The organism is Butyrivibrio fibrisolvens (genome assembly GCF_037113525.1).
GTDB lineage: Bacteria > Bacillota > Clostridia > Lachnospirales > Lachnospiraceae > Butyrivibrio > Butyrivibrio fibrisolvens.
The window spans coordinates 2687834-2714111 of the sequence record NZ_CP146963.1 but is presented as its reverse complement, the minus strand read 5'-3'; the positions used below and the strand labels follow the sequence as shown (position 1 = coordinate 2714111).

The window sequence follows — 26278 nt, the reverse complement described above, 5'->3', positions numbered from 1 at the left end:
ATGGCTATCGGATTGTTTCCGGTTAAAGTGAAGCATCGTGCCTGCCGAGGCGACAGAAAGTGGGCGACGTATTCCCAATCCAAACCGTATGTCCACCATACGCAAGGAAGCCGCCTGGGAGAATATGCACCTTAAGGAGGGTAAAATTATGAAGAAACAAGTTTTAGCACTTATGTTTTGTGTCGTCTTAGCACTCACTGCTTGCGGCAAAACAGGCACAAACGATGCTTCTGCACAGGCTCCTAAGGAGGAGACAGTCGCAAAGACTGAAACTGTGAAAGAGGAGCCTGTTAAGGAAACAAAGAAGGAAGAAAAGAAGGTTGAAGAGAAGAAGGCTGAGGAGAAGGTCGAGGAAAAATCCGAAGACAAAGCTGAAGCCGCAGCATCAACCGAGGCTTCAAAAGACACCGAGAAAAAGGCTGAAGAGAAGTCCGAGACTGCAGCTGCAGAATCAACTACTCAGGAAGTAACACAGGAGACCAACCTGGCTCAGAATACCGAGCAGGTTCAGAATACTGAGCAGACAGCTCAGACCGAAACTCCTCCTGTTACACCTACTTATGCAACGGTCATTGAGCAGTATATTGCCGATGGCGATTTTTCAGATTTCAAGGATTATGGAACAGCCATGGGAGCAGATGCAACCAAAATTTCTAAGTCCGAATGGAACATAGATTTTTACTTCAATGGCTATATTGTATCACTTGGAACAAATCAACAGGACCCCGAATTAGCATATGTAGCTACTGGCACAATGAGCGGTGACATGAAGTATATATACATCACACCTTACAAAGACGTTCCAACAGTACCAGTTTCAGCCTCTGGTACATTTGTGCCTGTAGACGCTTTAATTAAACTTGAACAGACTATTAACTACATGAAACAGCATCCCGATGTTAATGCAAAACCTGACATTCCCGGTATGACTTGGTATTCATGGGCAGAGCTTGTCGGCTAACTTAAAAATTCTTCAAATCAACCCGGCCCCCACTTTTATCATATCGTTATCTTCAAGGTCCAATAAATCTGTGATACTATTCATGTATCCTCCTTCGATATTTATTCCAAGAAACATCATAAGAGAAGGAGGAAGTGTGGGGAACAATCCCTTCATAAAAAGAACCAGGATTAGTTAGTTTCAATAACTAATTAATCCTGGCTTTGTTTATTATCACGATAGCCCCTCAAACCAGACCCTCAAACTATACCCTCAAAATCTTTGAATACCCTTATTTTTTGCTGGTAATATTATACTTCTTATATAGTTCTTGTCTTTCTGCTTCAGTTGCATTTAATGCTTTATTGAACTCGTCACTTCCAGGTTTTAATACCTTAAGGAGTTCTGCTAACATATCAGCACCCTCAGCACGACCCTCAGCGCGGCCTTTAGCATGGCCCTCAGCATGACCTTCAGCACGACTATCTTCAATTATTCCTTGTATAGCTTGGCACATGTCAACTTGCCCTCCTTTGGCATTATCTACAGAAATATTCGCTGATGTAAACAAATTGATCATATTAACAGTTCTTACATCAACGCTCGTATACTCTTTCCTTGTGTTTATTATATCACGCAGCTTATCTTTGTCATCCGAATTATGGATGAATTCAAGTAGAATTCCTAATTGAGAATTGAACTTTGTAAAGTCATCAATTTCGTCCGGAGTAATAAGATTGAGTTTATAATCATCTACATATTCTCTGATTCTTGGATCGACTTCTCCAAACATATCGAATAATGATCTTGGTGCATCCCATTTTTTCTTATCCAGACATATGCAAAGCGTTATAACTGGGATTATCCGATCCTTTTTAGAAAATCCTGATATATACTCATCGCCTTTAAGATCCTTATCTTCACTATGTTTCTTACGGATTGCTTCAACCTGTGATGCATAATTAAGAGCATCATATAGATAATCTCTAACCGGCATTGCATAATGGACATTAGATTGTGCTTCAATTCCTAATAAGACGAGTGTTGCCAATTTACTATGTTTTATTGTGCATAGTTTTAAAACGTCTCTCATTTTTTGATTAGAAAAGACGGTTTTCATCTTCTGAATGACTGCAAGTTCTGTAGCATCCTGTTCTTCTAATTCTTTTGGTTTTATAACTTTCTTACCATCAAACAAAAAGAAATTAAAAGCATCGGCAAACACGTCATTTTGAGCCAAGTATTGTTTGGCTAATAAATCTTTATCCCCCATAAATCCCTTCCTGAATTCAAATGCCTAAATTATAACCTTTACACGAAAAGGCTATTCTTTTAAAATATAACCGTCGGTTACACAAGTATATATATCCATTGGTTATATGTCAAGGAGGTATTATGAAATTCCAGCCAGAGAGACTTATACAACTTCGCGAATCACTTGGAATCAGTAAAGCTGCTGCCGCCAGAAAACTCAACATGTCGGCGATGGGATATGGACGTTATGAAAGAGGCGAGCGAGAACCATCATTTCAAACTGTAAGTTTTATTGCAAATGCGTTCAATACAACAACAGATTACCTTTACGGCTTGTCAGATAAACCGAAATGTGAGACCATAACTATCTCGGCATCTGATGAACCTGAGTTATTTGCTCTTGTACAATCAATTAAAAATGACGATTCTCAAACAAGAAGACTATTAGAGTACTACAAGCAGCTAACAGCAATGAAACAATAGAGGTTGATCATGTTATTAAGTATTTCACTAATGTTTATAATAGGGATGTTCCTAGGCTTTATCTGTAAGAAGATTAAGCTCCCAAGTCTAATTGGATTACTTCTTACAGGAATGATCCTTGGTCCTCATATCCTAAATCTGATAGATGACAGTATCCTGGGAATATCATCAGAACTTCGTAAGATCGCACTGATAATCATACTTACAAGAGCTGGGCTTGGCCTTGATCTGTCAGGACTTAAGAAAATAGGAAGACCGGCTCTTCTCATGTGCTTCGTGCCGGCAAGCTGTGAACTTATAGGAATGATGATACTTGCACCAAGGCTTCTTGGTTTATCACTACTTGAAGCAGCTATTCTTGGAGCCGTACTTGCAGCAGTATCACCCGCAGTAGTAGTACCACGTATGGTGAAGCTCATGGATGAAGGCTACGGCGTAGATAAAGGCATACCGCAGCTGATCCTTGCAGGAGCTTCAGTAGATGATGTATATGTCATAGTTTTATTTACAACATTCCTTGGAATGATCCAGGGACAAGGCGTTTTTGTTATGAGCTTTGTTAACATCCCTGTATCCATCGTACTCGGAATTGCCATAGGACTTGTGACCGGATATATATTATCTCTATATTTTGAAAAAATACATATAAGAGACACCACCAAAGTCCTGATCATCCTGTGCATTTCTTTCATTCTTGTAGTAACTGAAGATAGCCTAAATACACCTATCACATTCTCAGCTTTGATTGCTATCATGTTCATTGGAATTGGACTTAAGAAAAAAAGAGAGATAGTAGCAATAAGACTATCCAAGAAATATGAAAAGCTCTGGGTGGCAGCAGAAGTTTTATTATTCGTTCTAGTTGGAGCTGCCATAAACATAGAATACATTGGGAAAGTTGGCCCGGTAGCAGTTCTTCTCATAATAGGAGCACTCGTTTTCAGAATGTTTGGCGTATTTATATGCCTTCTTGGAACGAAGATGTCCAAAAAAGAAAGACTCTTTGTCATGCTGGCTTACACTCCTAAAGCAACCGTACAGGCTGCGATCGGTGGAATTCCGTTATCTGCAGGACTTGCCTGCGGTGACACGGTTTTAACAGTTGCAGTTCTTGCAATCGTGATAACCGCGCCACTTGGAGCATTTGCAATTGACAGAACTTATAAGAGATTCTTGGATAAAAAGTAATAATAGGCCACTCTATAAAGTGTGACTATAGCAAGGTTTTAGACTTTAACACAGAAAAGTCATACGTCTATAGCTACTTGGAGAGATGCCGGTGATCTTCTGAAATGTTTTGAAAAAGTATGTATAACTTGAATACCCTAAATATTCCTGGACTTCACGAACAGTCTTCCCCTCACGAAGAAGCGTCTGAGCTGCACTAATACGCTGAAGAGTTATATAATGCCCTAAAGATACATGCATGTGGCGTTTAAAAAGGCGTGCAAGATAATCAGGATTCAAATAAAAATGTGCAGCCAGATCTGATATGGTAAGATTATCCTGAAGATGTTCAGAGAGATATGAAATGATGTCGTTGACCTTCTTCTGGGAGGCTGATACTTTCATGGAATGAGTTTTCTTTTGTTTCATCTTAAGAAAATGAATATCTCCAAGCAGGCTAAAGAAAGCTACCATGGAATCTGGAGTGGTACGATTGTCCATATAAGAGAGCAGTCCGTCAAAATGGCGGATGAGCTCTCTTTTTTGTTCGACATCTGGGAAAAGAAGTAGTGGCTTGCTGCCTTCTTTTATATAAGCAAACTCAGATGAACCTTCGCAGAGTACGCCATCAAGCCATTTGTCATGAATCGTAAGGATGTAGCGTTCATATTTTTCTCCGGCTTCATGATAGAGCTGGTGAACGCAAAATGGCGGAATGATGATAAGGGTTCCGGCAGGAACCGCAAGAACAGTGTCACCAAGAAGAACATCCGGAAGGTCTGTAAGGGTGAAGTAGAGCTCTGCCGCGTTATGAGAATGGGGGCCGACAGGGTAGTGAGTAATACTGTTGTGGTAAGCCATATCAAATGGCGGTCCCACTTGAAATATGAGTGTGTTATTGTTTTCGCTTTCTAATGACATGGAGTGCTCCTTATATATAAGTCGGAAAAATACATAAAAATAGTATTTTATATACATATTAAAACCTGATCGTAATATATACAATAGCCTTGAAGAATAAAGCAAACATAGGTATAGCTTTGTTTAAGTAATTAATTTATATAGATGGTTATAAAGGAAATTTGTAAATGAAAAAAGTTGGAATAATTGGCTGCGGGAGTATTGCGCAGGTGCATGCGTGGACCCTTGGTAACATGGAAGATGTAGAGATATGCGCATTGTGCGATGTTGACGTATCAAGGGCAAGGAATATTGCTGATAAGTATTTAAATGAAAAGAATCGTGGCAGTATACATTCAGAAAAGTATACAGACGACAAGGAAGTTGATGGTGTATTTGAGGATAAGAGAGAAAAGGAGTCTTTAATATATACCAATTGGCACGATCTTCTTGATATTGATATAGACGCAGTTCATATCTGTACGCCGCATTATCTTCATGCGCCGATGGCGGTGGAATTTATTAAAAGGGGCAAGGCTGTCTTTTGCGAAAAGCCCTGTGCTATAAGTTTAGAGCAGTTTGATGAGTTGAAAAATGCAGACTTGAAGCATCCGGGATTACTTGGATATTGCTTTCAGAACAGGTATAACGAAACAACTCTTTTAATGGATAAGCTGATAGCTGAAGGCAGGATCGGGGAAGTTACAGGCGTTCGTGCATTTGTTACCTGGAGGCGAGATAGAAGCTACTATGAAGGAAGTCCCTGGAAGGGAAGATTTGAAACTGAGGGTGGCGGTGCGCTTATAAACCAGTCCATACATACGCTTGATCTGATGCTTCGATATCTTGGTGAGCCTGAACAGGTGAAAGCATCTATCTCTAATCATCACCTGCCTTCTATAGAAGTTGAAGATACTGTGGAAGCATGGATGATGTTTGAAGGTGGAAGGCGTGGGTGCTTTTATGCATCAAACGGATATGTAACAGATGCTCCTGTCATCATAGATATTCAGGGTGAAACGGGCAGGATCAGTTTGAATGGCAGGAAAGTAAGCCTGTATGCGGAAGGCAAGGATCCGGAACATTTTCTTTGTGAGAGGCAGCAGGGTATTGGCAAGGACTATTGGGGCTGCGGACACAAAGCCTGCATCAGAGATTTCTATAAGTGCCTTGAATCTGGAGAGAGATTTCAAAACGATCTGGGTGGAGCAACGAATACCTTCAATACCATGATGAAGATTTACGAAGATAGCCAAGCTGAACATATCCTGACTTCAGGCGGTGGAGCATCATATATAAGAGTTGGCGATATGGTCATATGTTCAAATCACATGAGCTAGTCATAACTATGTTTCGAAAGAAAATACATTATGCTTTAATCATAGATTTTAGATTATAAGAGGTTGAATATGGAAGAAGTAAGAATAGGAATTATAGGAATAGGCGGTATGGGCACTAACCATGCAAGAACCATTACAGAAGGTCAGGTGCCAGGCCTTAGATTAACTGCGGTTGCAGATGTCAGGCAGGCAAGGCTTGACTGGGCTAGGGAGAATCTGCCTGAAGACATATCTCTATTTTCTGATGGAAAAGAACTTATTGATTCAGGAAAGTGCGATGCGGTCCTCATAGCAACGCCTCATTATTTTCACCCGGAATATGTTATCTACGCCCTTGAACATGGAGTACACGCTCTTAGCGAAAAGCCCGCAGGTGTCTATACCAAGCAGGTAAGGCAGATGAATGAGGTTGCAGCAAAGTCAGACAAGGTATTTGCCATAATGTTCAATCAGCGTACAAACTGCGTATACAGAAAGCTTCACGAGATGATAGAAAGCGGCGAACTTGGTAAACTCAAGCGCGTCAACTGGATCATCACAGACTGGTATAGAACACAGGCCTATTATGATGCAGCTGGCTGGAAGGCAACCTGGGTAGGTGAAGGTGGCGGAGTTTTACTTAATCAGTGCCCGCACCAGCTGGACCTCTTACAGTGGCTTTGCGGACTTCCTGTAAAAGTACGCGCATTCTGCCATGAAGCCAAGTGGCACGATATCGAGGTTGAAGATGATGTTACTGCATACATGGAATTTGAAGGCGGCGCTACAGGCGTATTTGTAACTACAACAGGCGATGCCCCCGGCACCAACCGTTTGGAGCTTACATTTGACAAAGCTAAGATCGTATGTGAACACGACAAGCTCATAATGGACAAGCTTAAAATAAGTGAAAGAGAGTTTTGCAAGACTGAAAAAAACGGCTTTGCAAAGCCTGAGACAGAACGGATCATAGTTGAAACAGACGGAATGAATGAGCAGCATGTAGGCGTATTCAAGGCATTTACTAATAAAATACTACACAATTCGCCGCTTATTGCTGATGGTCAGGAAGGTATCAACGGCCTGATGCTTTCAAACGCAATGTTCCTTTCTTCATGGCTTGATAAAACCGTCGAACTTCCTATAGATGAAGATCTTTTCCTTGAAGAACTGAACAAAAGAAGAAAGACCTCCAAATTAAAAGAAGATACCGGAATTGTATTTGATACAACCGGAACATACTGACAATAGTTTAATAAAAACATGCAAACAAGAGAAAAAATCAATACCAGGATCCAAATTCTAAAAAGAGAAAAACAGGAGAAGAATTTCACATGAATTCATACGAAAAGATAACCGGATTTGCCGATGAAATCGCCCAGGAACTTGATACTCAGATAGAAAGCGTCAAAAAGCTTGGTATTAAATATATCGAAATGCGAGGCGTTGACGGAGATAATCTTATTTTCCATACAGATGATAAGGTAAAAGAAATAAAGAATAAGCTTGATGATGCAGGAATTAAACTCTCTGCACTAGGTTCACCTCTTGGTAAAATAGGGATTGAAGATCCATTCGAACCTCATTTTGAGCAGTTCAAAAGGGCCTGTGAGATAGCTAACATGATGGATACAAAGAATATCCGCATGTTCAGCTTCTATGTGGCTGATGATAAGCGCAGAGAGTTCAGGGATGAAGTTTTTGAGCGCATGGGCAGATTTGTAGATTATGCAAAGAAAAGCGATGTAGTCCTTCTACATGAGAACGAAAAAGGCATATACGGCGAGAAAGCTCCTGAATGCCGCGAACTTATGGATGAATTTGCCTGTGACAACTTCTGCGCAATATTCGACTTTGCCAACTTCGTCCAAGCGGGTCAGGATACACTTGAAGCATACGAACTTCTTAAAGATTTTATAGTATATATGCATATCAAGGATGCAAGAAACGGAAGCGGTATAGTGGTTCCTGCCGGTTTTGGAGATGGCAACGTCGAAGAAATCCTTGGAAAACTCTTTAGCAGCGGCTTTAACGGCTTTTTATCTCTTGAGCCCCATCTTTTTGATTTCAAGGGCTTTGACGGACTAGAACGTGGCAACAAGACACCGATCGCTAGTAGCGGCGCTGTCTTAAGCGGATTTGAAGGATTCGCACTGGCACATGAGTCTCTTATCAAGATACTCAATAAGATAAAATAAATTGCACATATCCATTACTGAAATCAGCTACTTTAAACTTCTCACATTTGTTAGATGAATATCTCACGGTAACCTAACATAATGTGAGAAGTTTTTATTTAAAAGATAAAATTATTTCATATAACAATAATATGTTATAATATTAACGTAAAAATGTACTGTTTTTGTTATGGTGATTGGATGATTTTTTCTTTCAAAAAGGCACATAACAGAATAGTAAAAAATTTCTCGAAGAGGGTTCTGTCTCTTCTTGTTTTGATGTGCGTCTTGTCTTTTGCTTCCCTGTATTCAATTCAAAGCTCTGCCATGATGGATGATGGTGAACAAAGCATTGGCATAGGTGTAAATGCCACCAGGACTCCGACTGCTGCAACGCCTTCGAGCGGCGAAGGTAAAGTGGTTCGCGTTGGATGGTATGAAGCTTCTTACAATTATACTGATAAATTTGGCAGAAAAACTGGAATCGCATACGAATATCAGCAGAAGATAGTAACATATACAGGCTGGACCTATGAGTATGTAGAAGGTACATGGCCGGAGCTTTTGCAGATGCTAATGAACGGCGATATCGATCTTCTTAGCGATGTATCTTTTACCGCAGAAAGAGCTGAGAGCATTCTCTATCCATCGCTCCCTATGGGCACGGAATCTTATTATATCTATGTAAGCCCGAATAACACGGAGCTGATGTCTGACGATGTTAGCGTTTTTAATAACAAAAAATTCGCCGTTAACCAGGGTAGCATACAGGAAGAGATACTTAAAGACTGGGCCAGAACCAATGGCATAACAGCAAACATCGTTGAGATTATTGACCAGTCGAATGATGAATCTATAGATTTGTTACAGACTGGCGACGTTGATGTTTTTGTTTCACTTGATACATATGGAAGAAGGGAAGAATGCGCTCCTGTTTGTAAGATAGGGTCATCTGATTATTACTTTGCTGTAAGTGCTCAAAGACCTGACATTCTTACAGATCTTGACCATGCCCTTAAAACAATTCAAAACGAAGATCCATTCTATAATCAAAGGTTATATCAGAAATACATCTGGACATTTAGCACAGGTATTATTTTCACCAAGGAAGAAAGACAGTGGCTTGAAAATAACTCTACGATCAAAGTGGGATATAGGGATAACTATGAACCATTCTGCTTTGAAGATGATGGATATATATCCGGTGCACTTAAGGATTTCCTCGAGTATGCTTCTGCTTGTGTTGATGGTACTGTGATCAATTATGAAGCAGTAGCATTTGGAACTACTGAGGAAGCAATAGCTGCCCTTGATGCAGGCGAAATAGATGCTGTATTCCCGGTGAATATGAGTGCTTATGACAGTGAAGAAGGAGATCTTTTTGTAACTACTCCTATTATGAGTACTGAGATCTATGCTCTTGTAAGAACAGGAGAAGACAAGGCTGTTTTTGATGCAGAAGGAACCAGAGTTGTTCTTCTTGAGGGCAACGTTAATTTTGATAACTTTGTAAAAGATTATTTTCCAGAATGGGAGATATCCTGGCAACCAACCCTGGATAAAGTTTATGCGGCTGTTGAAAACGGAACTGCAGACTGTGCCATGGTCAACGGCTACAGAATAAATACCAATGACAGATTAAGGCGCAGGCACAAATTGTCACTTCTTGATACCGGCGAGAAGATGGAATTTTCTTTTGCCGTAAGAAGGAGTGACACTATACTGTTTTCGATACTTGATAAAACAGTAAGTGCCATAGAAGAACCTGTTGTTGATGCAATGCTTTCAAAATATACAAATACTACAACAAAGGTATCATTTTCCGATTATCTTAGAGATAACTGGGCCGTTGCATTTGCGGTAACAACAGTATTGGTATTCCTAATGCTGTTCCTCCTTCTTACAAGACTTAAATCAGATAAGATGGCACAGGAGCGTCAGATGCTGATCACTGCAACTGAGCGCGATTCGCTTACAGGACTCTATACCAGAAACATCTTCTTTGAGTATTCGAGTCGTATGTATAGGGAAAATCCGTCTAACATGATGGATGCTATCGTAATGAATATCGAGCAGTTCCATGTAGTTAATGCCTTGTATGGCTGGAACTTCGGAGATACGGTACTTAAAGGCCTTGGCGATGAGATAAAAAAGATAATAGGTGGAGGCGCCGGAATTGCCTGCAGAACTACAGCAGACAGGTTCGAAATATATACTAAACATATAGATGATTATCAGGGATTGTTTGACCGCTTCCAAAGACGTCTTGATGAGTGTACGGAGGACGTTAATATCTTCCTTAGGATGGGTGTAATGCCGTGGCATGATGGCCTTGAGCCGGTACAGCTCTTTGATAGAGCAAGAGCTGCCTGCAATATGACAAGGAGCGGACGCCATTCAAGACTTGTGGTCTTCAATGAAGAGATGAGGACCAAAGAGATCCTTGAACAAAGACTTCTAAACGACCTTAAATATGCCATTGAGAACAAAGAGTTCCTTGTATACTTCCAGCCAAAATATAACGTGCAGGTGGATCCTCCTGTGATAGGCAGTGCTGAAGCTCTTGTAAGGTGGAAGCACCACGAGCTTGGAATGATACCTCCGGGCGATTTTATTTCTCTTTTTGAAAAGAGCAGTCAGATAGGTATTCTGGATCGTTATGTATGGGCTGAAACTGCAAGATATATAGCGCAGTGGAAAGAAAAATACGGTAAGGTGATCCCTATTTCTGTTAACTTAAGCCGCATTGATATATTCGATCCTGACCTTGAAAAGACAATTGAAGGAATAGTCGAAGAAACCGGAATAGGGCGTGAAAATCTCCATCTGGAAGTCACTGAATCAGCCTATACTGAGGGCGAAGAGCAGATACTTGAAGTTATAAGGTGTTTTAGAAGTAAAGGCTATCATATCGAGATGGATGATTTCGGAACAGGTTATTCATCTCTTAATATGCTGTCTCGTATGTCTATTGATGTTCTTAAGCTTGACAGGAGCTTCATCAAGGATATCAAGGGAGAAGATGATGACAGCAAGGATGTACAAATGGTAGAGCTTATCCTCGATATCGCAAGAAGCCTTAAGCTCGTAGTTGTAGCAGAAGGTGTTGAGACCAAAGAGCAGATGGAATTCCTGAAAAAGAGAGGCTGTGATCTGATCCAGGGCTTCTATTTCTCAAAACCGCTTCCTGCTGATGAATTTGAGGAGAAGGCGATTAAAGATTGATATGTAAAGAATATAACTATGTTACTGCGAAAGGTATATCTGCAAGTTTTACAGCTGACTGCATAAGTATATTAATCAGTAACCACCGGCGTTTGCTGGTGGTTATTTTTGAGAAACAACAGTCATTATATACTCTAAACAGCTGGGAAGTTTGGACTCTTTAATGTATACTGATTATAGATGCGGAGGTTTCTATGGTTGTTTCAACACTTTGTTATTTGGAAAAAGATGATAAGTATTTAATGCTCCTTAGAAATAAAAAAGAGCATGATGTTAATGAAGGTAAATGGATCGGAGTCGGCGGCAAATGTGAAAAGGGAGAAAGTCCTGAAGGATGCGTTATTCGCGAAACTTTTGAAGAGACCGGTATAAAGCTTGAAAATCTTAAGATGCGAGGTGTTCTGACGTTTTCATCAGAAGGATGGGAAGATGAGTATATCTTCGTTTTCACATCTGATAAGTTTTCAGGAAGCATTACTGATTGTAACGAAGGAGAGCTTCGCTGGATCGATAAAGATAAGATCATGGATCTTAATCTTTGGGATGGCGACAGGATCTTTCTTAAGATCATGCTGGAAAGCGACGAGTTCTTTTCTATAAAGTTGTCCTATAAGGGCGATGAGATCGTGGATCAGCAGTTGTATACCTATTGAATAAGGGGGATGGGATGGATATTAAATTCTTGGGGCAGTGCGGATTTCTAATGGAAGAGGATGATATGAGTATAGTTATAGATCCTGTTCTTTCTGATCTTCAGGAAAATGGGCAGTCTATCATGAATTATCCTCCTGTGATGAGGCCTTCAGATATAGCACCTGACTTTTGCTTTTGCACACATGATCACATCGATCACCTTGATATCGCGACAGTCAGCGGCTTCGCAAATTCTAATGATAAGACAAGATTCGTGATTCCATCCGGATGCAAAAAGACTCTTGTTCAAAATGGTATACCTGAAGACAGGATCATAACCTTTGATGATGGTGAGAGCAAGATCCTGACACAAAGTGGTATTGTTTTCAAAGTTAAAGATAATTCCAAAAGTATTAATGAAAATAGTATAGAAGTAACTGCTATCTCTACAGCGCATCCTGTTCACAAGCTTGATGCAGACGGACTTGACAGGAATCTTTTATATTCGATCCTTTGGAATGGGCACAGATATGTGCATCTTGGGGATACTTATCGCACAGACAGGCTTGTTAAGAGTCTTAAAAAGCTTGGGCATATCGACGTGCTCTTTTCCCCGATCAATGGAAGAGATGATGAGAGAGAAGCAAGAGGTATAATCGGTAACCTCTCCGGCAAGGAAACGGCGCTTCTGGCGCTGGAACTTAAGGTATCGGTTGTCTATCCAATGCACTTTGATATGGTAAAAGGCAATACAGCTGACCCGGCAGAATTCGTTGAAGAGATGGAGAGGATCGGCGGCAAAACGGAGTATGTGATACCAAAGAAGATCAGTGATTGAATATTATTATGGCTATTGATTATTATTATCAAAAGATGTTGTAAGATACATAGTTAATGTCGGGATTTTTGCTGTAAGGGTATTATTATCTAAACTAACGTGATAAAATTATGTAAGGGTAAAAGGCAGGTTCTTGTTACTATGAATCAGAACTTTGCTATACCAGTCTTTTATTTTATATTGTGATGCAAATGGGGGAGTTATCTGCCACTGGGCATCTGACCACAAGATCATTTTATAGTGAAGGGAGACACTGTTATGTTCAATGCTAAGACTGATAAGAAGACTGCTATATTTTTTGCTGATGGATGTGAAGAAGTAGAAGCACTTACAACCTATGATATTCTGTACAGAGCAGGAATCCCCTGCACTAAAGTTTCAATAAACGCAGATGAATACGTTAAATCATCACATGAAGTCGTCATTAAATGTGATACTACTATTGATAAACTCAACTTTGACGAGTACGATATGATCATTCTTCCTGGCGGAATGCCTGGAACACCTAATCTCAGGGCTTGCGATAAGCTGTGCAAGGAGATAATCACATTTGCAGGTTTTGGCAAGGGATTAGCAGCTATATGTGCTGCTCCTTCTGTACTTGCTGAGCTTGGTATACTGATGGGTGTTAAGGCTTGCTGTAATCCGTCCAAGGAAGCAGAGCTTGAATCTGAAGGCGCGCTTGTTTCAAGAGAGCAGGTTGTTGTATCTGATAATATTATCACAAGCCGTGCAATGGGTACTGCAATTCCATTTGCACTTGCTATCGTTAAATATTATCTGGGTGATGGAGCTGCATCTTATATCAAGTCTAATATTTTATATTCAGGCTGATTGGGGACATGCCTAAGGGGCTTAAAGACTTAATCAAATTGTGTTTTAGAATTTATAATGGTTATAATCATAAAATCAAAAATAAGCAGGTGGTAGAAGAAATTTTGCCACCTGTTTTCAATTGGATAGAAAATGAGAACGAAATGCTGATACAGCACTACGTTCTCATTTTTGTTATATGCGTTTTTTGTTTACTGTAACAGTGACATTACGCCCTGTTTAGACTGGTTAGCCTGTGCCAGCATTGATTCGCCGGACTGCTTTAGGATGTTTGTAAGCGAATAGTTGACCATTTCTTTAGCCATATCTGTATCTCTTATCTGAGACTCTGAGTCCTGTGTGTTGATACGGATGTTGTTATCGTTAAGGACTGCGTGTTCCATTCTGTTCTGGTAAGCACCAAAGAGTGAACGCTGTTCATTAACAATCTTAAATGCTCCCTTTAATGTATCAATTGCAGCCTGGGCAGAAGCTGAATCTGTTATTTCGAGGTTTCTGATTCCGAGAACGCCGTTATTGAGCTTTTCGTATACGATCGGAATGTCGTTGTCTGCTTCTGAACCGCTCTGAATAATCATGCCTATCTGACCGCCGTATACGGGGACTTTAACTATGCTAGATTTTTCTTCGGGAGCTTCCCAGTAAAAGTAATCTTTTCCTTCATGACTCAGATCTATAATAGTTGTTGGGTTTAGTGCCTTATTTACCTTGTTTAGAATAGTTTGTTCTGTATCTGAGGTGGTAACAGGAATTGTTATTGTCATGGATCCAACGTCTGTTCTTGAAGAATTTCCTGCTGAACTAAATGATGTATCTGCTGTTAATGAAAAGTTGATTTCAACAGTTCCGCCAACATTTGTGTCACCAAGGTTATCTTGAGTTAAAACACCCGTACTACCAGTAAGAGCTTCCATGACACCAGCAAGATTACCGCCTTTTGTAGCAGTATGAGTTAAAATTCTGGTGCCGGTTTTCCAGCTGTTTGTATATTCCCACCAAACATCTTCATTTTCAGGTCTTGAATCAGTTGAATAGAATGTCACGCTTGAGGATTTTGCTGTTACTCCTCCAATTCCTGACATGTTGAATTTGAAGATCCATGGAGTTGTACTTTGCTTTGCTGTATTAATATCTGAGGTTCCATTACCTGATATTTGAGTAAGATTAGTTCCGCTTGTTGTAACAGGCTCTATAAATGGATCATTTGAAGTAGACTGAAATGAATATGCATTAGTACTGGCTTTTGAAGAACTATCTTTTGCATAAATATTTATGGATGCTGATGCGCTTATACCTCCAGTATCTGATGGTGAGTCAAAGGTAGCTGTAGCATATTGGGAAAAATTGACATCAAGTTTTGCGTTATTAAGGGCCTTAACATAATCTTCAATTGTTGCTGTTGTTGTTTCAACGCTCATATATATTGTTTCATCAAGATAATCTTTGAGTTGTTCAAGCGTTTCTCCAGAGTAACTTGAAAGGTGTTCAGATATATTATATTTATAATTGTCTGCTTTAAGCTGTTCCCAGCTGATGTAGTCAGAAGAATAAGTATTCCCGTTAAAACTTGTCCAGCTAACTTTTACACCATTAGTCGCATCTGCTGAAACTATGAATGTATTAGGAACAGGCATGTAGTCTTTGTTTTCCGGATATATATCATGATGGGTATAATCTTTGTCAGCAACATTAAGTGCCTGTATGTTATCATGTCCCACAATAACCGGATCCTCAATCTCAATATTCCAGATATTCCTGTCATTAAAAGATGTTGTGTTGAATATTCTGTCAGATTCTTTCTTTATAGCCTGAATCTCTTCGTTAATATAAGAACGGTCAGTATCTGAAAGAGTGTCATTTGAAGCTTTGACACACAGTTCATTCATTCTTTGAAGTATATCGTGGGTTTCGTTGAGAGCACCGTCTGCGACCTGGACGAAGCTTATTCCGTCCTGGATATTGTCTTCGGCCTGCCTGAGGCCCCTGATCTGACGACGCATTTTCTCAGAAATGGCAAGGCCTGCAGCATCGTCCGCCGCGCGGTTAACCTTATATCCTGAAGAAAGCTTTTCAGCTGATTTGAAATTACGGTCTGCAGTGAGATTGTATTGCCTTTGCGAGTTCATTGCAGCCAGATTGTGTTGAATGACAAAGCCGCTCATAATGTATTCCCTGTATAACTAAAAAAACTAACGTCCTTGTCATGTTGATAGAGAAAGCATCCTTACTTTCACCTTATATATCGGTGGAATGGCGGTACTTACTTAAGATTTAAGAAGTATCTTTTTTTCTCAAAACAGGATTTAGATTCGGGATAAAAAAGCCGATATAAAATTGCGGAGAAGTTTTATTCCAGTTACAACTACATATTTTTCATGTAATAAAAGTGCTGAAAACAGCTTAAACTCTTGGCCTAACGGCCTGAAGGAGACTATTATATGTTAGCTACTTTAATGCCATTGTTTAGTGACAATATGGAAGTTCGAGCATATTCTATCTTTGCGCAAAAATCAGACAGTTACATGGATGCAGTGACCCAGTCTACAAGCGCGTTTGATGGCGCGGGCGTTGTTACAGGGCTTGAAATTGTTAATAAAATAGGTCTTGAAACACTTTCTCAGGACCACATGGTATTTGTAGAGATCAACAATGTATCTATTTTTACAGATATTGCAGGGCAGTGTTTTGCGCCTCATGACAGGGTAGTGCTCCTTATAGACCCTTCTATTAAGCCTGAAGAAATGTATGTTAACAGACTTAGTGAGATCCAGAATGCGGGCTTTAAGTTTGCTATGAGGAAGCTTAAACCTATTGATTTTGAGAATTATCGTCCTGTTTTGGAAAAGTGCAGTTACATTTTCCTTGATCACAGAAATATTGATATTGATAAGGCTCACAAGTACTTTGAACATATGTACAAAGATATGAAGCTGTGCGCAGTTAATGTTAATACAAGAGAAGAGTATGAAGAGTTATCGGGCAAGGCTAGTTATGATCTTTATGAGGGACTCTTTTTCAGAACACCTGTTACTAAAGGTCAGAAAGAACTTGTTCCGTTCAAGGTTACATACTTGCAGCTCCTTAACGTGGTAAATGAATCCGATTTTGAAATTGCAGATGCTGCCAACGTTATCGGTCAGGATGCTGCGCTTGTTGTAAGACTTCTTGAAATGGTCAATCATATGACATCTAACAGAGGTGTATCTTCTGTTCGTCATGCTGCAGCTCTTTTGGGACAGAAGGAGCTGAAAAAGTGGATCACAACAGCTGTTACTAAGGAGCTGTGCTCAGATAGACCCAGTGAGATCACCAGAATGTCCATGATAAGGGCAAGATTTGCTGAGAATCTGTCAAAATACTTTGAACTTGAGCCTTTCAGTGCAGAAATATTCCTGATGGGTCTTTTCTCAGTTCTTGATCAGATACTTGAAAAGCCTATGAAAGAGTGCCTTGAGATGGTCAAGATTTCTACCGATATCAGGCAGGCTCTTCTTGATCATAAGGGGCGTATTTATCCGGTACTTGAGTTTATCCTGCAATACGAAGATGCGGAGTGGACTGATGTATCAAGGATCATGCTTCTTAACAAGATGCGCAAGAATCAGGCTTATGATGCTTATCTTGAGGCACTGGACTGGTATAGAAAGATAATAAGCATTAAATAGAAAGGATGATTTTTGTGTTAGAGCTGGTACAAGGCTAATTTTTTCCTGGGCCGCGAATTAAAGATAAATGCTGTTTTGATGGCGCGTTTGATGATCAGGACCTTCGATAGAATTCGGTAATAATCGAATTATTGAAGGTCTTGTTTTGGTATACCATATATGCTAGGCTTGAATTTAAGAATACTAAAAAATAGTAATAAGGTGTCAAAAGAAACTATTGACACCTATCTCATAAAATCATAAATAATAAAGCGCAATAGAGCAGAGTTTAGATAATATAAAATCAATGATACGAGGTGCGAAAAATGACTGATACAAGTACAAGTAGCAGTAAAAAGTTTTCGGGAATTGTGATATGCGTCGCGTTTGCAATCATGTTTATTGTTATTGATCTTATGATAAGCCCATATATTGACGGCGCTGTTGGTTATCTTATAAAAAGCGTTTTAAGGCTAGTGTTCTTCATGGTCAGCCTGTTCGTTTTCATGAACTTCTATGACAAAGAGACTGTTTCTGAGATAATTCATTTACGCGGTTTTGGCAAGGGCCTTTTTGCCGGAATAGCGATGTTTTTGTTCATACCATTTGTAATAATCACATATTTCATAATTGGTGCTCCTACGTGGCTAAATACGTCTGTATCTATTATATTTACATATCTTATTCTCGAGCAGATCGCGGTTGCACTTTGGGAAGAAATTGTTTTTAGAGGCTTCGTCTGCGAAGGTTACTTTTTGGAGGAAAATAAAACAGCTGGTAAACGTATCATGTATGCCCTGATTTCCGGAGTGATATTTGGGCTGGTGCACGCAGCGACGGCAAATTCTTTAAGTAATGCGATTCTTAAATTTGCACTGACAGGAGTATGGGGATTTGGATTTGCTGCTATTTATCTTTATTCTCATAACATCCTTGCTGCTATGTTCATGCATTTTATTACGGACGTAGTTATTAATTCTACCAATTTGGTAAAAGACTGGACGTCAAGTTCTCTTATGACGATCCTTGATCAATATGCTTATTTTGTTGTAATAGGAATTATCTTTATAGTGGCAGTTATCTTTTTGATCAAAGAAGATAAGAACACAAGCGAAGCTTTGGCAGATGAAGAAGATGAATAAAATGATTGAAACTTCGTACTTGTAAAATAATTAAGACTTCGCCTATTCCTGAGACTGGCCGTTAATAAATGATTTTGGGGTCTTTGAAAATTATATTAAATTCAAGAGCTTGATAGATGGAATAAATATATTCTGTTTGGGATTCACCTGTTTGAGCGAAGCGAGTTTGTGAATCCCGGAATATATTTATTCCAGATATCATGCCTTGAATTTTATATAATTTTCACGACCCCAAAATCATTTATTAACGGCCAGTATCAGGAATATTCAAGTTATTAAGTGGTTTTATAAGTGCGAAGTTTGAGATTATTATATGTTATAGTAGAACTACGTTTGTTTTTGTAAATGAGATATAAGCTTTATGGAAAGAGGACAACGACATGGAATACACACACATCGTTCAATACTATGAAACCGACAAGATGGGTATAACGCATCACTCGAATTATATCAGGTGGATGGAAGAAGCCAGGATAGATTTTCTGTCTCAGATTGGATGGGACTATGCAAAGCTTGAAGAGATGGGTATAATATCACCTGTTTTGAATGTGACCTGCGACTATAAGATCAGTACTACGTTCTCGGACCATGTTCAGATAAGTGTCAAGGTTAAAGAGTTTAAAGGCGTTAAGCTCCATCTTGCATATGAGATGAAGAATGGGGAAGGTAAGACTGTATGTAAAGCTACATCTTCTCATGCGTTTTTAAACAGAGAAGGAAGGCCTATACGTATGAAAGACGAACAGCCTGAGCTTTACAAGGTACTTAGCGACCTGGCTGCGGAGTAAGAGTTTTAGAGGGAGAATAAGTAACATGAGTAACAAAGAAGAGTGGAACAGAATTTTGCAGATAATCGGGGATGATGCATGCGACGAAGATAAGGAATTTAAAGGCAATTGTGTAAGAAAGTTCAATTTCTTAAGAACTATTTTTTATATTGTTGTATTTGGAAGTGCCTTTTATATCTTTCAAGGTGGAAGGCTTATTCCGCATGATAGTACCTGGCTTAGGCTCATTGTAGTAGCTATTTTACTTACAGAAATATTATACCTTAAGCAAAAAAGAGTTCTTCACCGCGAACTTAACAGATATGCCTTCAGAGAATGCCGCCCGGATAAAGGCCTTTCAAGGTACCTTTCCTTTGTTCCGACAACCCTGAACAAGCAGATGTTGTGGAGTGTTACTCAGTATAATTTTGGAAGCATTTTGTATAGACTTGGAAAAATAGATAAAGCGTCTAAATGTCTTGGCCTTATGCAGGAAGCATCCGCAACAGCTGGCAATATGCTGATAGCTTTGCATTTAAAGCAGCTTATAGCGCTTTACTACAATGACTATGATACAGTTAAATCCTGTGCGGACGAGGGATGCAAGCTTTACCCTAAGGCTAGGCATTCTATATGGAATTTTAAGATATACAAAGACTTGCAGCTGTACAGAGACTATGCTTATTGCTGCATAAATAATGACTATGAAAAGATATATACCGTACTTGGCACTCCTCAGGAAAGACCTTTGGATGAAGTTGCAAGGCAGTACTATCTGTATCTTACAGCCAAAAAGCTTGGTGATATTGAAAATGCTGAGAAATACAAAAAGTATATATCTGAAAATGCCGGAACTACCTGGTATGGCAAAGCTGTTGAAGCTGACTTCATTCCTGAAGAAAAGCCCGATAACTATCCTGGGTATGTTGTAAGTGATGAAAAGCTACATAATCCAAGTAAGGTGGATAGGGAAAGACTAAAATATTTACTTATAGGAGTACTGATCGTTCTTTTGTTTTACTATTTACCAAGACTTTTTTGAGGATTTAGTGTTAGAGGCCAAAATCGGCATTGTGTTTTGCACAACCTAATAGTAAGATGGATTGAGATGACTAATACCTTCAGGGGGAACATATGAATAACATTATAGTTAATGGCAAAGTTAGTAAGGGTACCATCAATAAAAATATCTACGGACAGTTCACAGAGCATCTTGGGCGCTGCGTATACGAAGGCATTTATGTTAAGGATGAAGATAATATTCCTAACGTAAATGGTATCAGATGCGATGTGATGAAAGCACTTAAGAACATCGAGGTTCCGGTTGTACGCTGGCCCGGTGGATGCTTTGCAGATACTTATCACTGGAAGGACGGAATCGGTCCTAAAGATCAGAGGAAAACTATCGTAAATACAAACTGGGGCGGAGTTACAGAAGATAACTCTTTTGGAACCCATGAGTTTATGGAATTTGCTGAGCAGCTTGGATGTGACGTTTACTTCTCCGGTAATGTTGGAAGCGGTACAGTTCAGGAACTTTCTGACTGGATCGAATACTGCAACATGGGCGGTATATCTCCAATGGCTAACCTTAGACGTGAAAACGGAAGACAGGAGCCCTGGAATGTAAAATACTGGGGAATCGGTAATGAAGCCTGGGGCTGCGGCGGCAATATGAACGCCGAATACTATTCTGATGAAACAAGAAAATTCTCAACATATATGAGAAATTATGATAACGATCATCCAATCTATAAGATCGCATCAGGAAGTAACGGAGCTGATTATCACTGGACCAAGACCGTATGCGAACGTGCCGGCCATATGATCGATGCTATCACATTCCATAACTATACAGTAACCTATGAATGGAATAATAAGGGTAAGGCTACAGGCTTCACCAAGGATGAGTATTATCGCCTTCTTCACAACACCCTTTCCATGGAAACAATGGTAAATAATCACAGCAACATCATCAAACAGTATGAGAGAGGGGATCACAAGATCGGTCTTATCGTTGACGAATGGGGCACATGGTTTGATGTTGAAGACGGAACAAACCCTGGATTCTTATATCAGCAGAACACTATCAGAGATGCTGTTCTTGCTGCTATCAATCTTAATATCTTCAACAATCACTGCGATACAGTCGTAATGACCAACATCGCCCAGATGATCAACGTATTACAGGCTATGATCCTTACTGAGGGTGAAAAGATGGTACTTACACCCACATATCATGTATACGATCTGTATAAAAAGCATATGAATGCTAAACACCTTGAGAGCTATGTTGATTCTGACATATTAAATGACGAAGAAGAGTATAAGGTTCCCCGTCTCCATGTATCAGCTAGTGAAAAGGATGGCAAAGCTTTAGTTACAGTTGTAAATCTTTCTGAAAGCGAAACTGCTGATGTTAACGTTATGTTATCTGGCCTTAAGGGCAGCAGCGTATCAGGCAGATGTGTAACAGGTGATATGAACGATCACAATACATTTGAAAATCCTGATGTTGTTGGCATTACTGAAGTAAAAGCGCAGCTTTCTGCTGATGGAAACAGCTTTAGCGCAACACTTCCTAAGAACAGCGTATGTTCATTTGAGGTTGAACTTTCATGAATAAATGCAAGAGATGCTTTCTATACGAACTTGCAGGCAAAGAAGATATCTATGCGCACGTGCAAAGAACACGTGCGCTTCTTGCTGATAATGAGAAAGCTTCAGATCAAAAGTATAAGGAGCGTCTTGAAATTTGCAGGGAGTGCGACAGCCTTCTTGAAGCCACCTGCCTTAAATGCGGCTGCTATGTGGAGATTCGTGCATTGAAGATTGATTCAAGATGCCCGGTAAAAAGGTGGTAACGGTTGGTTACAATACTGCATCTTTGAATTTGTGATTCAAAACTTATAAGTTACAAGGTCATTTTTTATGGGGATAAAATAATGATTTGTACATAAATATACTGGGGATATTCAGTTTGGGGAGAAAAATTAAAGTTTTAAAGGAGATTTTTTAGGTATGGAAAAAAGTGTTTTTATGAAAAAAGCTAAGTGGCTTAGTTTTGTTGCGTTATTATCTCAGATTGTTGTCTTTGTAATTAATTCTTATATCGGACAAAATCAAGCATTAATACTTAGTAAGTATGGAACAGACGTTTATAAAATTGGATATTATTTTTATTATATTTCAGGTGCGCCTATTCTTATGCTTGCCTTGTCTTTTGTGGCTTTTGTTGGGATAACTATAATGAAAAAACCTAATATTGGTTTTGCGGTCATATTTGCTATTTTATTTGGCCTAATTTTTATTTTACATTCAGGTGATTTTTTTATACCTCATGATTACTGGCTGATAGCTAACTTTGATTTTTGGACATCATATGGCAGATTGAATAGCTATTCGTATACTTATACTAGATTACCGATTGTGTTGTCTGTGGCCTTTTTCTTTTTAGCTATTGGAATGATCATTGGTGGCAGATGTGAAGTTAAAGATAAGTTCAAAGGAGTATCCATTAAGATTTCCGCTGTACTGATGCTTTTTATAACATTGTTTAAGATTGTCATGAATTTTGATCAAAAAGGGATTGCTACAAAAATTGGTGTTGGCAAGGTGGAAGAAATCGAGTCATGGCCTGTGTATGGTCTTTTGGATAGTACAATACAGATTTGCCTGCTGGTAATATTTGTTATGACTATTTTAGCTAATAGGATTTCCAAAAAGGAAGGCTTGTTTGCAGTTCTGATCTCGATTCTTACAACAATAGTTGTTCGAGCTGATTATTTTCTTGCCCCTATTTACTATGAAATATTAGAAAATAGTGTAAGTGATAGAAGTGCATTTGTAATTGATGAAGTTAATTTTTATATTGACAAGTCTACAGGTTGGTTTTTTAATATTTCGCTGATATTATTTTTTATTGGGCTTGGAATTAATTATGCAGGTAGCCTCAAAACTGGCTTAGATAATAAAGCTGTCGAATCAGTGCAGTAACCAGTAGAGATGCTGACGGTGTCCTGTGAGTGGCAATATATAAAAGATTTTTGAGTCGAAAAGTAATTGAAATTCAAGGCATGATATCAGAAACTTTTATAATCCGGGGTATGAAAACTCGTTTGCGCTCAAGCAGTCAGATACTAAACGGAATAAAAGCGAGCATCATCTGTCGTTTTACGATAGATGATGCTCGCTTTTGCGTTTTTTATCATAGGGAAGAGTTTTCGCTTTTATATCGCAATATATGAGAAGTAATTGTGTATATCTGAATAGAAGCCTATGCAATTAATAAATATAATTCTAAATATCATGTTACAGGTGTAGATGGTATAACCTGTGCATTAATAGCAAATCAAGAATAAAGCTATAATAAACTGAAAATCATACATATAAGAATTGCCTAAACTTTGGGGATTCCTGGGGATGGCAGTTTATAAAGGATTTTTGAGTCTTTGAGAGTATTACTAAATTCAAGAGCCTGATAGATGGATTTTTATATTCTGTTTTGGATCCACATGTCTGAGCGAAGCGAGTTTGGATCCAAGAATATAAAAATCCAGATATCATGCCTTGAATTGTAATACTCGAGAGACTCAAAAATCCTTTATAAACTGCTAGCCCCAGGAATCGGCAAAACCTAGGGCAACCCTATATACATGAATTTTCAGAAGCTATTTATAGCTGTTAATAAGATGAGAGGTACTAATTAATGAACAGAGAAGAAGCAAGAAAAAAAGCAGAAGATCTTGTAAAGAAGATGACCTTCGAAGAGATGGCATCTCAGCTTCGTTATGATTCCCCTGCAATCGAGAGACTGGGAGTTCCGGAATATAACTGGTGGAACGAGGGACTGCACGGTCTTGCTCGTAGTGGAACCGCTACTGTATTCCCACAGTCAATCGGTCTTGGAGCTACTTTCGATAAAGAGCTTATGGAAGAGATCGGTAACTGCATCGGTGTAGAGGCAAGAGCAAGATATAACGAATCATCAAAGAGAGGCGACAGAGATATTTACAAGGGACTTACAATCTGGTCACCTAACGTAAACCTCTTCAGAGATCCTCGTTGGGGAAGAGGCCAGGAGACATACGGAGAAGATCCTACACATATCTCCAAGATGGCAGTTCCTTTCATTAAAGGTATTCAGGGCAAGTCCAAGACTATGCTTGCTGCAGCCTGTGCTAAGCACTTTGCGGTTCATTCAGGTCCTGAGGCACTTCGTCATTCATTTGATGCCAAAGTAAGCCTTAAGGAGATGTATGAGACATATCTTCCTGCTTTTGAAGCATGTGTTAAGGAAGGCGAAGTTGAAGCTGTTATGGGCGCTTACAACAGAACAAACGGCGAGCCATGCTGCGGTCACAACTACCTCATGAAGGATGTCCTTCGTGGCAAGTGGGGCTTCAAGGGTCACTATGTATCTGACTGCTGGGCTATCAGAGACTTCCATGAGAATCACATGGTTACTAAGACTCCTGAAAGAAGTGTTAAGCTTGCACTTGAAGCCGGCTGCGATGTTAACTGCGGATGCACATACCAGAAGATCCTTTCTGCTAAGAGAAAAGGTCTTATCGATGAAAAGACAGTAAGAGAGTCCTGCGTAAGACTTTTCACAACACGTTTCATGCTTGGAATGTTCGAAGAAAACGAGTGGGATGGTCTTGGATTCAAGGATATCGATACTAAGGAGCACAGACAGCTTGCTGATAAGGCTGCACTTGAAAGTGTTGTTCTTCTTAAGAATGATGGAATCCTTCCTCTTAACAAGAAAGAAATCAAGAGCATTGCTGTTATCGGTCCTAATGCTGATTCAAGAGCTGCTCTTATTGGTAACTATCATGGAACACCTGGAAGACACGTAACTGTTCTTGAAGGAATCATGGACGAAGCAGGAGATGACATCAGCGTACATTACGCTAAGGGATCTCACCTGTTCATGGACAAGGAAGAGAACCTTGCTAAGGTTAACGACAGAGTTACAGAAGCAGTTATCGCTGCAGAAAATACTGATCTTACAATCCTTTGCCTTGGTCTTGATGAGACACTTGAAGGTGAAGAGGGAGATACAGGTAACTCCTATGCATCAGGTGATAAGAATACACTTGAGTTCCCTGAGAGCCAGGAAGTACTTTTCGATGCACTTGTTAAGACAGGTAAGCCTATCATTCTTCTTGTTATGACAGGAAGCGCTATGGATCTTAGATTTGCTAACGAGAACTGCGCAGCTGTTCTTCAGACATGGTACCCGGGCGGACAGGGCGGAAGAAGCATTGCCAAGATCCTCTTTGGTGAGAAGTCTCCTTCAGGTAAGCTCCCTGTTACAATTTATAACTCACTTGAAGACCTTCCTGAGTTCACAGACTACAGCATGAAGGGTAGAACATACAGATTCATCGAAGATGACGATAAGGTTCTTTTCCCATTCGGATATGGTCTTACATATTCAAAGACTGCTGTTAAGGAGCTTAAGGTTACAAAGACATTTGCAGATGGTGATGCAGAGGTTGAGGCAGTAGTTGCTAACACAGGAGATGCTGACGTAAGCGATGTTCTTCAGCTTTACCTTAAGGTCGCTGATTCAGCTCTTGAAGTTCCTAACGCTCACCTTGTTGACTTCGAAAGACTTGAGCTTTCTAAGGGCGAAACTAAGACAGTTAAGTTTATTGTTCCGAAGAGCGCACTTTCAGTTGTTAACGAAGAAGGCGAGAGAGTATTCGAGGGATCTAAGGCTGATATCTACGTAGGATTCGCTGGCCCTGACTCCAGAAGTGAAGCTCTTACTGGTGAAAGGGCTGCTCACGTAGAAATCGAATTTTAATGACGTTAAGCGGATGTTAAATCAAAAATAATAATAAATGCACATTTAATGCATTCTTTATGAATTTAAGATCTTAAAAAATTGGCATATTGTCTTGGCATAAGTTTTAAGACCAGCCGGGGCAATATGCCTTAATGA

Annotated in this window: 21 protein-coding genes; 18 read left to right on the top strand and 3 right to left on the bottom strand. The window is 39.6% G+C overall.

Annotated features, from left to right (window positions below; genetic code table 11):
* Positions 1-148: 148 nt before the first annotated feature.
* Positions 149-961, top strand: coding sequence for a hypothetical protein (locus WAA20_RS11335; RefSeq protein WP_073385989.1), 813 nt, complete (start codon positions 149-151; stop codon positions 959-961).
* A gap of 271 nt (positions 962-1232) precedes the next feature.
* Here the strand turns inward: WAA20_RS11335 and WAA20_RS11330 are convergent, their stop codons facing one another.
* On the bottom strand, positions 1233-2213 hold the full coding sequence (locus WAA20_RS11330) for an Rpn family recombination-promoting nuclease/putative transposase (protein WP_073385991.1): 981 nt from the start codon (positions 2211-2213) through the stop codon (positions 1233-1235).
* Positions 2214-2335: 122 nt separating this feature from the next.
* Between WAA20_RS11330 and WAA20_RS11325 the strand changes: the two genes are divergently transcribed.
* A complete protein-coding gene (locus WAA20_RS11325) occupies positions 2336-2677 on the top strand; it encodes a helix-turn-helix transcriptional regulator (protein ID WP_073385992.1) in 342 nt (113 codons plus the stop codon).
* A 9-nt stretch (positions 2678-2686) separates the two neighbouring features.
* Positions 2687-3865 (top strand): cation:proton antiporter, encoded by a 1179-nt coding sequence (locus WAA20_RS11320; protein ID WP_073385994.1) that lies wholly within the window; start codon positions 2687-2689, stop codon positions 3863-3865.
* 45 nt (positions 3866-3910) lie between these two features.
* On the opposite strand, the gene WAA20_RS11315 is transcribed toward WAA20_RS11320, so the two are convergent.
* Entirely contained in the window at positions 3911-4765 is an 855-nt protein-coding gene (locus tag WAA20_RS11315) for an AraC family transcriptional regulator (protein WP_167562670.1), read from the bottom strand.
* Between the two features lie 167 nt (positions 4766-4932).
* On the opposite strand from WAA20_RS11315, the gene WAA20_RS11310 reads away from it, so the two are divergent.
* The 7 genes from WAA20_RS11310 (at position 4933) to WAA20_RS11280 (ending at position 13770) form a co-directional block, all read left to right on the top strand.
* Positions 4933-6084, top strand: coding sequence for a Gfo/Idh/MocA family oxidoreductase (locus WAA20_RS11310; protein ID WP_073385997.1), 1152 nt, complete (start codon positions 4933-4935; stop codon positions 6082-6084).
* Positions 6085-6153: 69 nt separating this feature from the next.
* Positions 6154-7308, top strand: a complete 1155-nt coding sequence (locus tag WAA20_RS11305) for a Gfo/Idh/MocA family oxidoreductase (RefSeq protein WP_073385999.1) — start codon at positions 6154-6156, stop codon at positions 7306-7308.
* Between the two features lie 89 nt (positions 7309-7397).
* The gene (locus WAA20_RS11300) at positions 7398-8261 is read left to right on the top strand and encodes a sugar phosphate isomerase/epimerase (protein ID WP_073386000.1); all 864 of its coding nucleotides are present in this window, start codon (positions 7398-7400) and stop codon (positions 8259-8261) included.
* A gap of 153 nt (positions 8262-8414) precedes the next feature.
* Entirely contained in the window at positions 8415-11465 is a 3051-nt protein-coding gene (locus tag WAA20_RS11295) for an EAL domain-containing protein (RefSeq protein WP_081373698.1), read from the top strand.
* A 194-nt stretch (positions 11466-11659) separates the two neighbouring features.
* The gene (locus WAA20_RS11290) at positions 11660-12118 is read left to right on the top strand and encodes an 8-oxo-dGTP diphosphatase (RefSeq protein WP_073386004.1); all 459 of its coding nucleotides are present in this window, start codon (positions 11660-11662) and stop codon (positions 12116-12118) included.
* Between the two features lie 14 nt (positions 12119-12132).
* Complete coding sequence (locus tag WAA20_RS11285; RefSeq protein ID WP_073386005.1) at positions 12133-12936, top strand: MBL fold metallo-hydrolase; 804 nt, start codon at positions 12133-12135, stop codon at positions 12934-12936.
* 258 nt (positions 12937-13194) lie between these two features.
* The gene (locus WAA20_RS11280; protein ID WP_073386007.1) at positions 13195-13770 is read left to right on the top strand and encodes a DJ-1 family glyoxalase III; all 576 of its coding nucleotides are present in this window, start codon (positions 13195-13197) and stop codon (positions 13768-13770) included.
* Positions 13771-13961: 191 nt separating this feature from the next.
* Here the strand turns inward: WAA20_RS11280 and WAA20_RS11275 are convergent, their stop codons facing one another.
* Positions 13962-15932, bottom strand: coding sequence for a flagellin (locus WAA20_RS11275; RefSeq protein ID WP_073386010.1), 1971 nt, complete (start codon positions 15930-15932; stop codon positions 13962-13964).
* 276 nt (positions 15933-16208) lie between these two features.
* On the opposite strand from WAA20_RS11275, the gene WAA20_RS11270 reads away from it, so the two are divergent.
* The 8 genes from WAA20_RS11270 to WAA20_RS11235 all read left to right on the top strand — a co-directional run bounded on the left by WAA20_RS11270 (position 16209) and on the right by WAA20_RS11235 (position 26140).
* On the top strand, positions 16209-17435 hold the full coding sequence (locus WAA20_RS11270; RefSeq protein ID WP_073386012.1) for an EAL and HDOD domain-containing protein: 1227 nt from the start codon (positions 16209-16211) through the stop codon (positions 17433-17435).
* A 305-nt stretch (positions 17436-17740) separates the two neighbouring features.
* Complete coding sequence (locus tag WAA20_RS11265; protein ID WP_073386013.1) at positions 17741-18556, top strand: CPBP family intramembrane glutamic endopeptidase; 816 nt, start codon at positions 17741-17743, stop codon at positions 18554-18556.
* A gap of 380 nt (positions 18557-18936) precedes the next feature.
* Positions 18937-19344: a thioesterase family protein gene (locus WAA20_RS11260; RefSeq protein WP_073386015.1), complete on the top strand. Its 408-nt coding sequence runs from the start codon at positions 18937-18939 to the stop codon at positions 19342-19344.
* A 25-nt stretch (positions 19345-19369) separates the two neighbouring features.
* On the top strand, positions 19370-20365 hold the full coding sequence (locus WAA20_RS11255) for a hypothetical protein (RefSeq protein ID WP_073386016.1): 996 nt from the start codon (positions 19370-19372) through the stop codon (positions 20363-20365).
* Positions 20366-20457: 92 nt separating this feature from the next.
* Positions 20458-21945 (top strand): alpha-L-arabinofuranosidase C-terminal domain-containing protein, encoded by a 1488-nt coding sequence (locus tag WAA20_RS11250; RefSeq protein ID WP_073386018.1) that lies wholly within the window; start codon positions 20458-20460, stop codon positions 21943-21945.
* Positions 21942-22187, top strand: a complete 246-nt coding sequence (locus WAA20_RS11245) for a DUF6171 family protein (protein ID WP_073386019.1) — start codon at positions 21942-21944, stop codon at positions 22185-22187. Before WAA20_RS11250 ends, WAA20_RS11245 begins: the two co-directional genes overlap by 4 nt.
* 157 nt (positions 22188-22344) lie before the next feature.
* Positions 22345-23319: a hypothetical protein gene (locus WAA20_RS11240; protein WP_073386021.1), complete on the top strand. Its 975-nt coding sequence runs from the start codon at positions 22345-22347 to the stop codon at positions 23317-23319.
* A gap of 712 nt (positions 23320-24031) precedes the next feature.
* Positions 24032-26140: a glycoside hydrolase family 3 C-terminal domain-containing protein gene (locus tag WAA20_RS11235; RefSeq protein WP_073386023.1), complete on the top strand. Its 2109-nt coding sequence runs from the start codon at positions 24032-24034 to the stop codon at positions 26138-26140.
* Positions 26141-26278 lie beyond the last annotated feature (138 nt).

Bases quoted from the DNA above. Each gene is read 5' to 3' on its own strand.
- WAA20_RS11335 (WP_073385989.1), top strand. From the start codon at position 149: ATGAAGAAACAAGTTTTAGCACTTATGTTTTGTGTCGTCTTAGCACTC.
- WAA20_RS11330 (WP_073385991.1), bottom strand. From the start codon at position 2,213: ATGGGGGATAAAGATTTATTAGCCAAACAATACTTGGCTCAAAATGAC.
- WAA20_RS11325 (WP_073385992.1), top strand. From the start codon at position 2,336: ATGAAATTCCAGCCAGAGAGACTTATACAACTTCGCGAATCACTTGGA.
- WAA20_RS11320 (WP_073385994.1), top strand. From the start codon at position 2,687: ATGTTATTAAGTATTTCACTAATGTTTATAATAGGGATGTTCCTAGGC.
- WAA20_RS11315 (WP_167562670.1), bottom strand. From the start codon at position 4,765: ATGTCATTAGAAAGCGAAAACAATAACACACTCATATTTCAAGTGGGA.
- WAA20_RS11310 (WP_073385997.1), top strand. From the start codon at position 4,933: ATGAAAAAAGTTGGAATAATTGGCTGCGGGAGTATTGCGCAGGTGCAT.
- WAA20_RS11305 (WP_073385999.1), top strand. From the start codon at position 6,154: ATGGAAGAAGTAAGAATAGGAATTATAGGAATAGGCGGTATGGGCACT.
- WAA20_RS11300 (WP_073386000.1), top strand. From the start codon at position 7,398: ATGAATTCATACGAAAAGATAACCGGATTTGCCGATGAAATCGCCCAG.
- WAA20_RS11295 (WP_081373698.1), top strand. From the start codon at position 8,415: ATGTACTGTTTTTGTTATGGTGATTGGATGATTTTTTCTTTCAAAAAG.
- WAA20_RS11290 (WP_073386004.1), top strand. From the start codon at position 11,660: ATGGTTGTTTCAACACTTTGTTATTTGGAAAAAGATGATAAGTATTTA.
- WAA20_RS11285 (WP_073386005.1), top strand. From the start codon at position 12,133: ATGGATATTAAATTCTTGGGGCAGTGCGGATTTCTAATGGAAGAGGAT.
- WAA20_RS11280 (WP_073386007.1), top strand. From the start codon at position 13,195: ATGTTCAATGCTAAGACTGATAAGAAGACTGCTATATTTTTTGCTGAT.
- WAA20_RS11275 (WP_073386010.1), bottom strand. From the start codon at position 15,932: ATGAGCGGCTTTGTCATTCAACACAATCTGGCTGCAATGAACTCGCAA.
- WAA20_RS11270 (WP_073386012.1), top strand. From the start codon at position 16,209: ATGTTAGCTACTTTAATGCCATTGTTTAGTGACAATATGGAAGTTCGA.
- WAA20_RS11265 (WP_073386013.1), top strand. From the start codon at position 17,741: ATGACTGATACAAGTACAAGTAGCAGTAAAAAGTTTTCGGGAATTGTG.
- WAA20_RS11260 (WP_073386015.1), top strand. From the start codon at position 18,937: ATGGAATACACACACATCGTTCAATACTATGAAACCGACAAGATGGGT.
- WAA20_RS11255 (WP_073386016.1), top strand. From the start codon at position 19,370: ATGAGTAACAAAGAAGAGTGGAACAGAATTTTGCAGATAATCGGGGAT.
- WAA20_RS11250 (WP_073386018.1), top strand. From the start codon at position 20,458: ATGAATAACATTATAGTTAATGGCAAAGTTAGTAAGGGTACCATCAAT.
- WAA20_RS11245 (WP_073386019.1), top strand. From the start codon at position 21,942: ATGAATAAATGCAAGAGATGCTTTCTATACGAACTTGCAGGCAAAGAA.
- WAA20_RS11240 (WP_073386021.1), top strand. From the start codon at position 22,345: ATGGAAAAAAGTGTTTTTATGAAAAAAGCTAAGTGGCTTAGTTTTGTT.
- WAA20_RS11235 (WP_073386023.1), top strand. From the start codon at position 24,032: ATGAACAGAGAAGAAGCAAGAAAAAAAGCAGAAGATCTTGTAAAGAAG.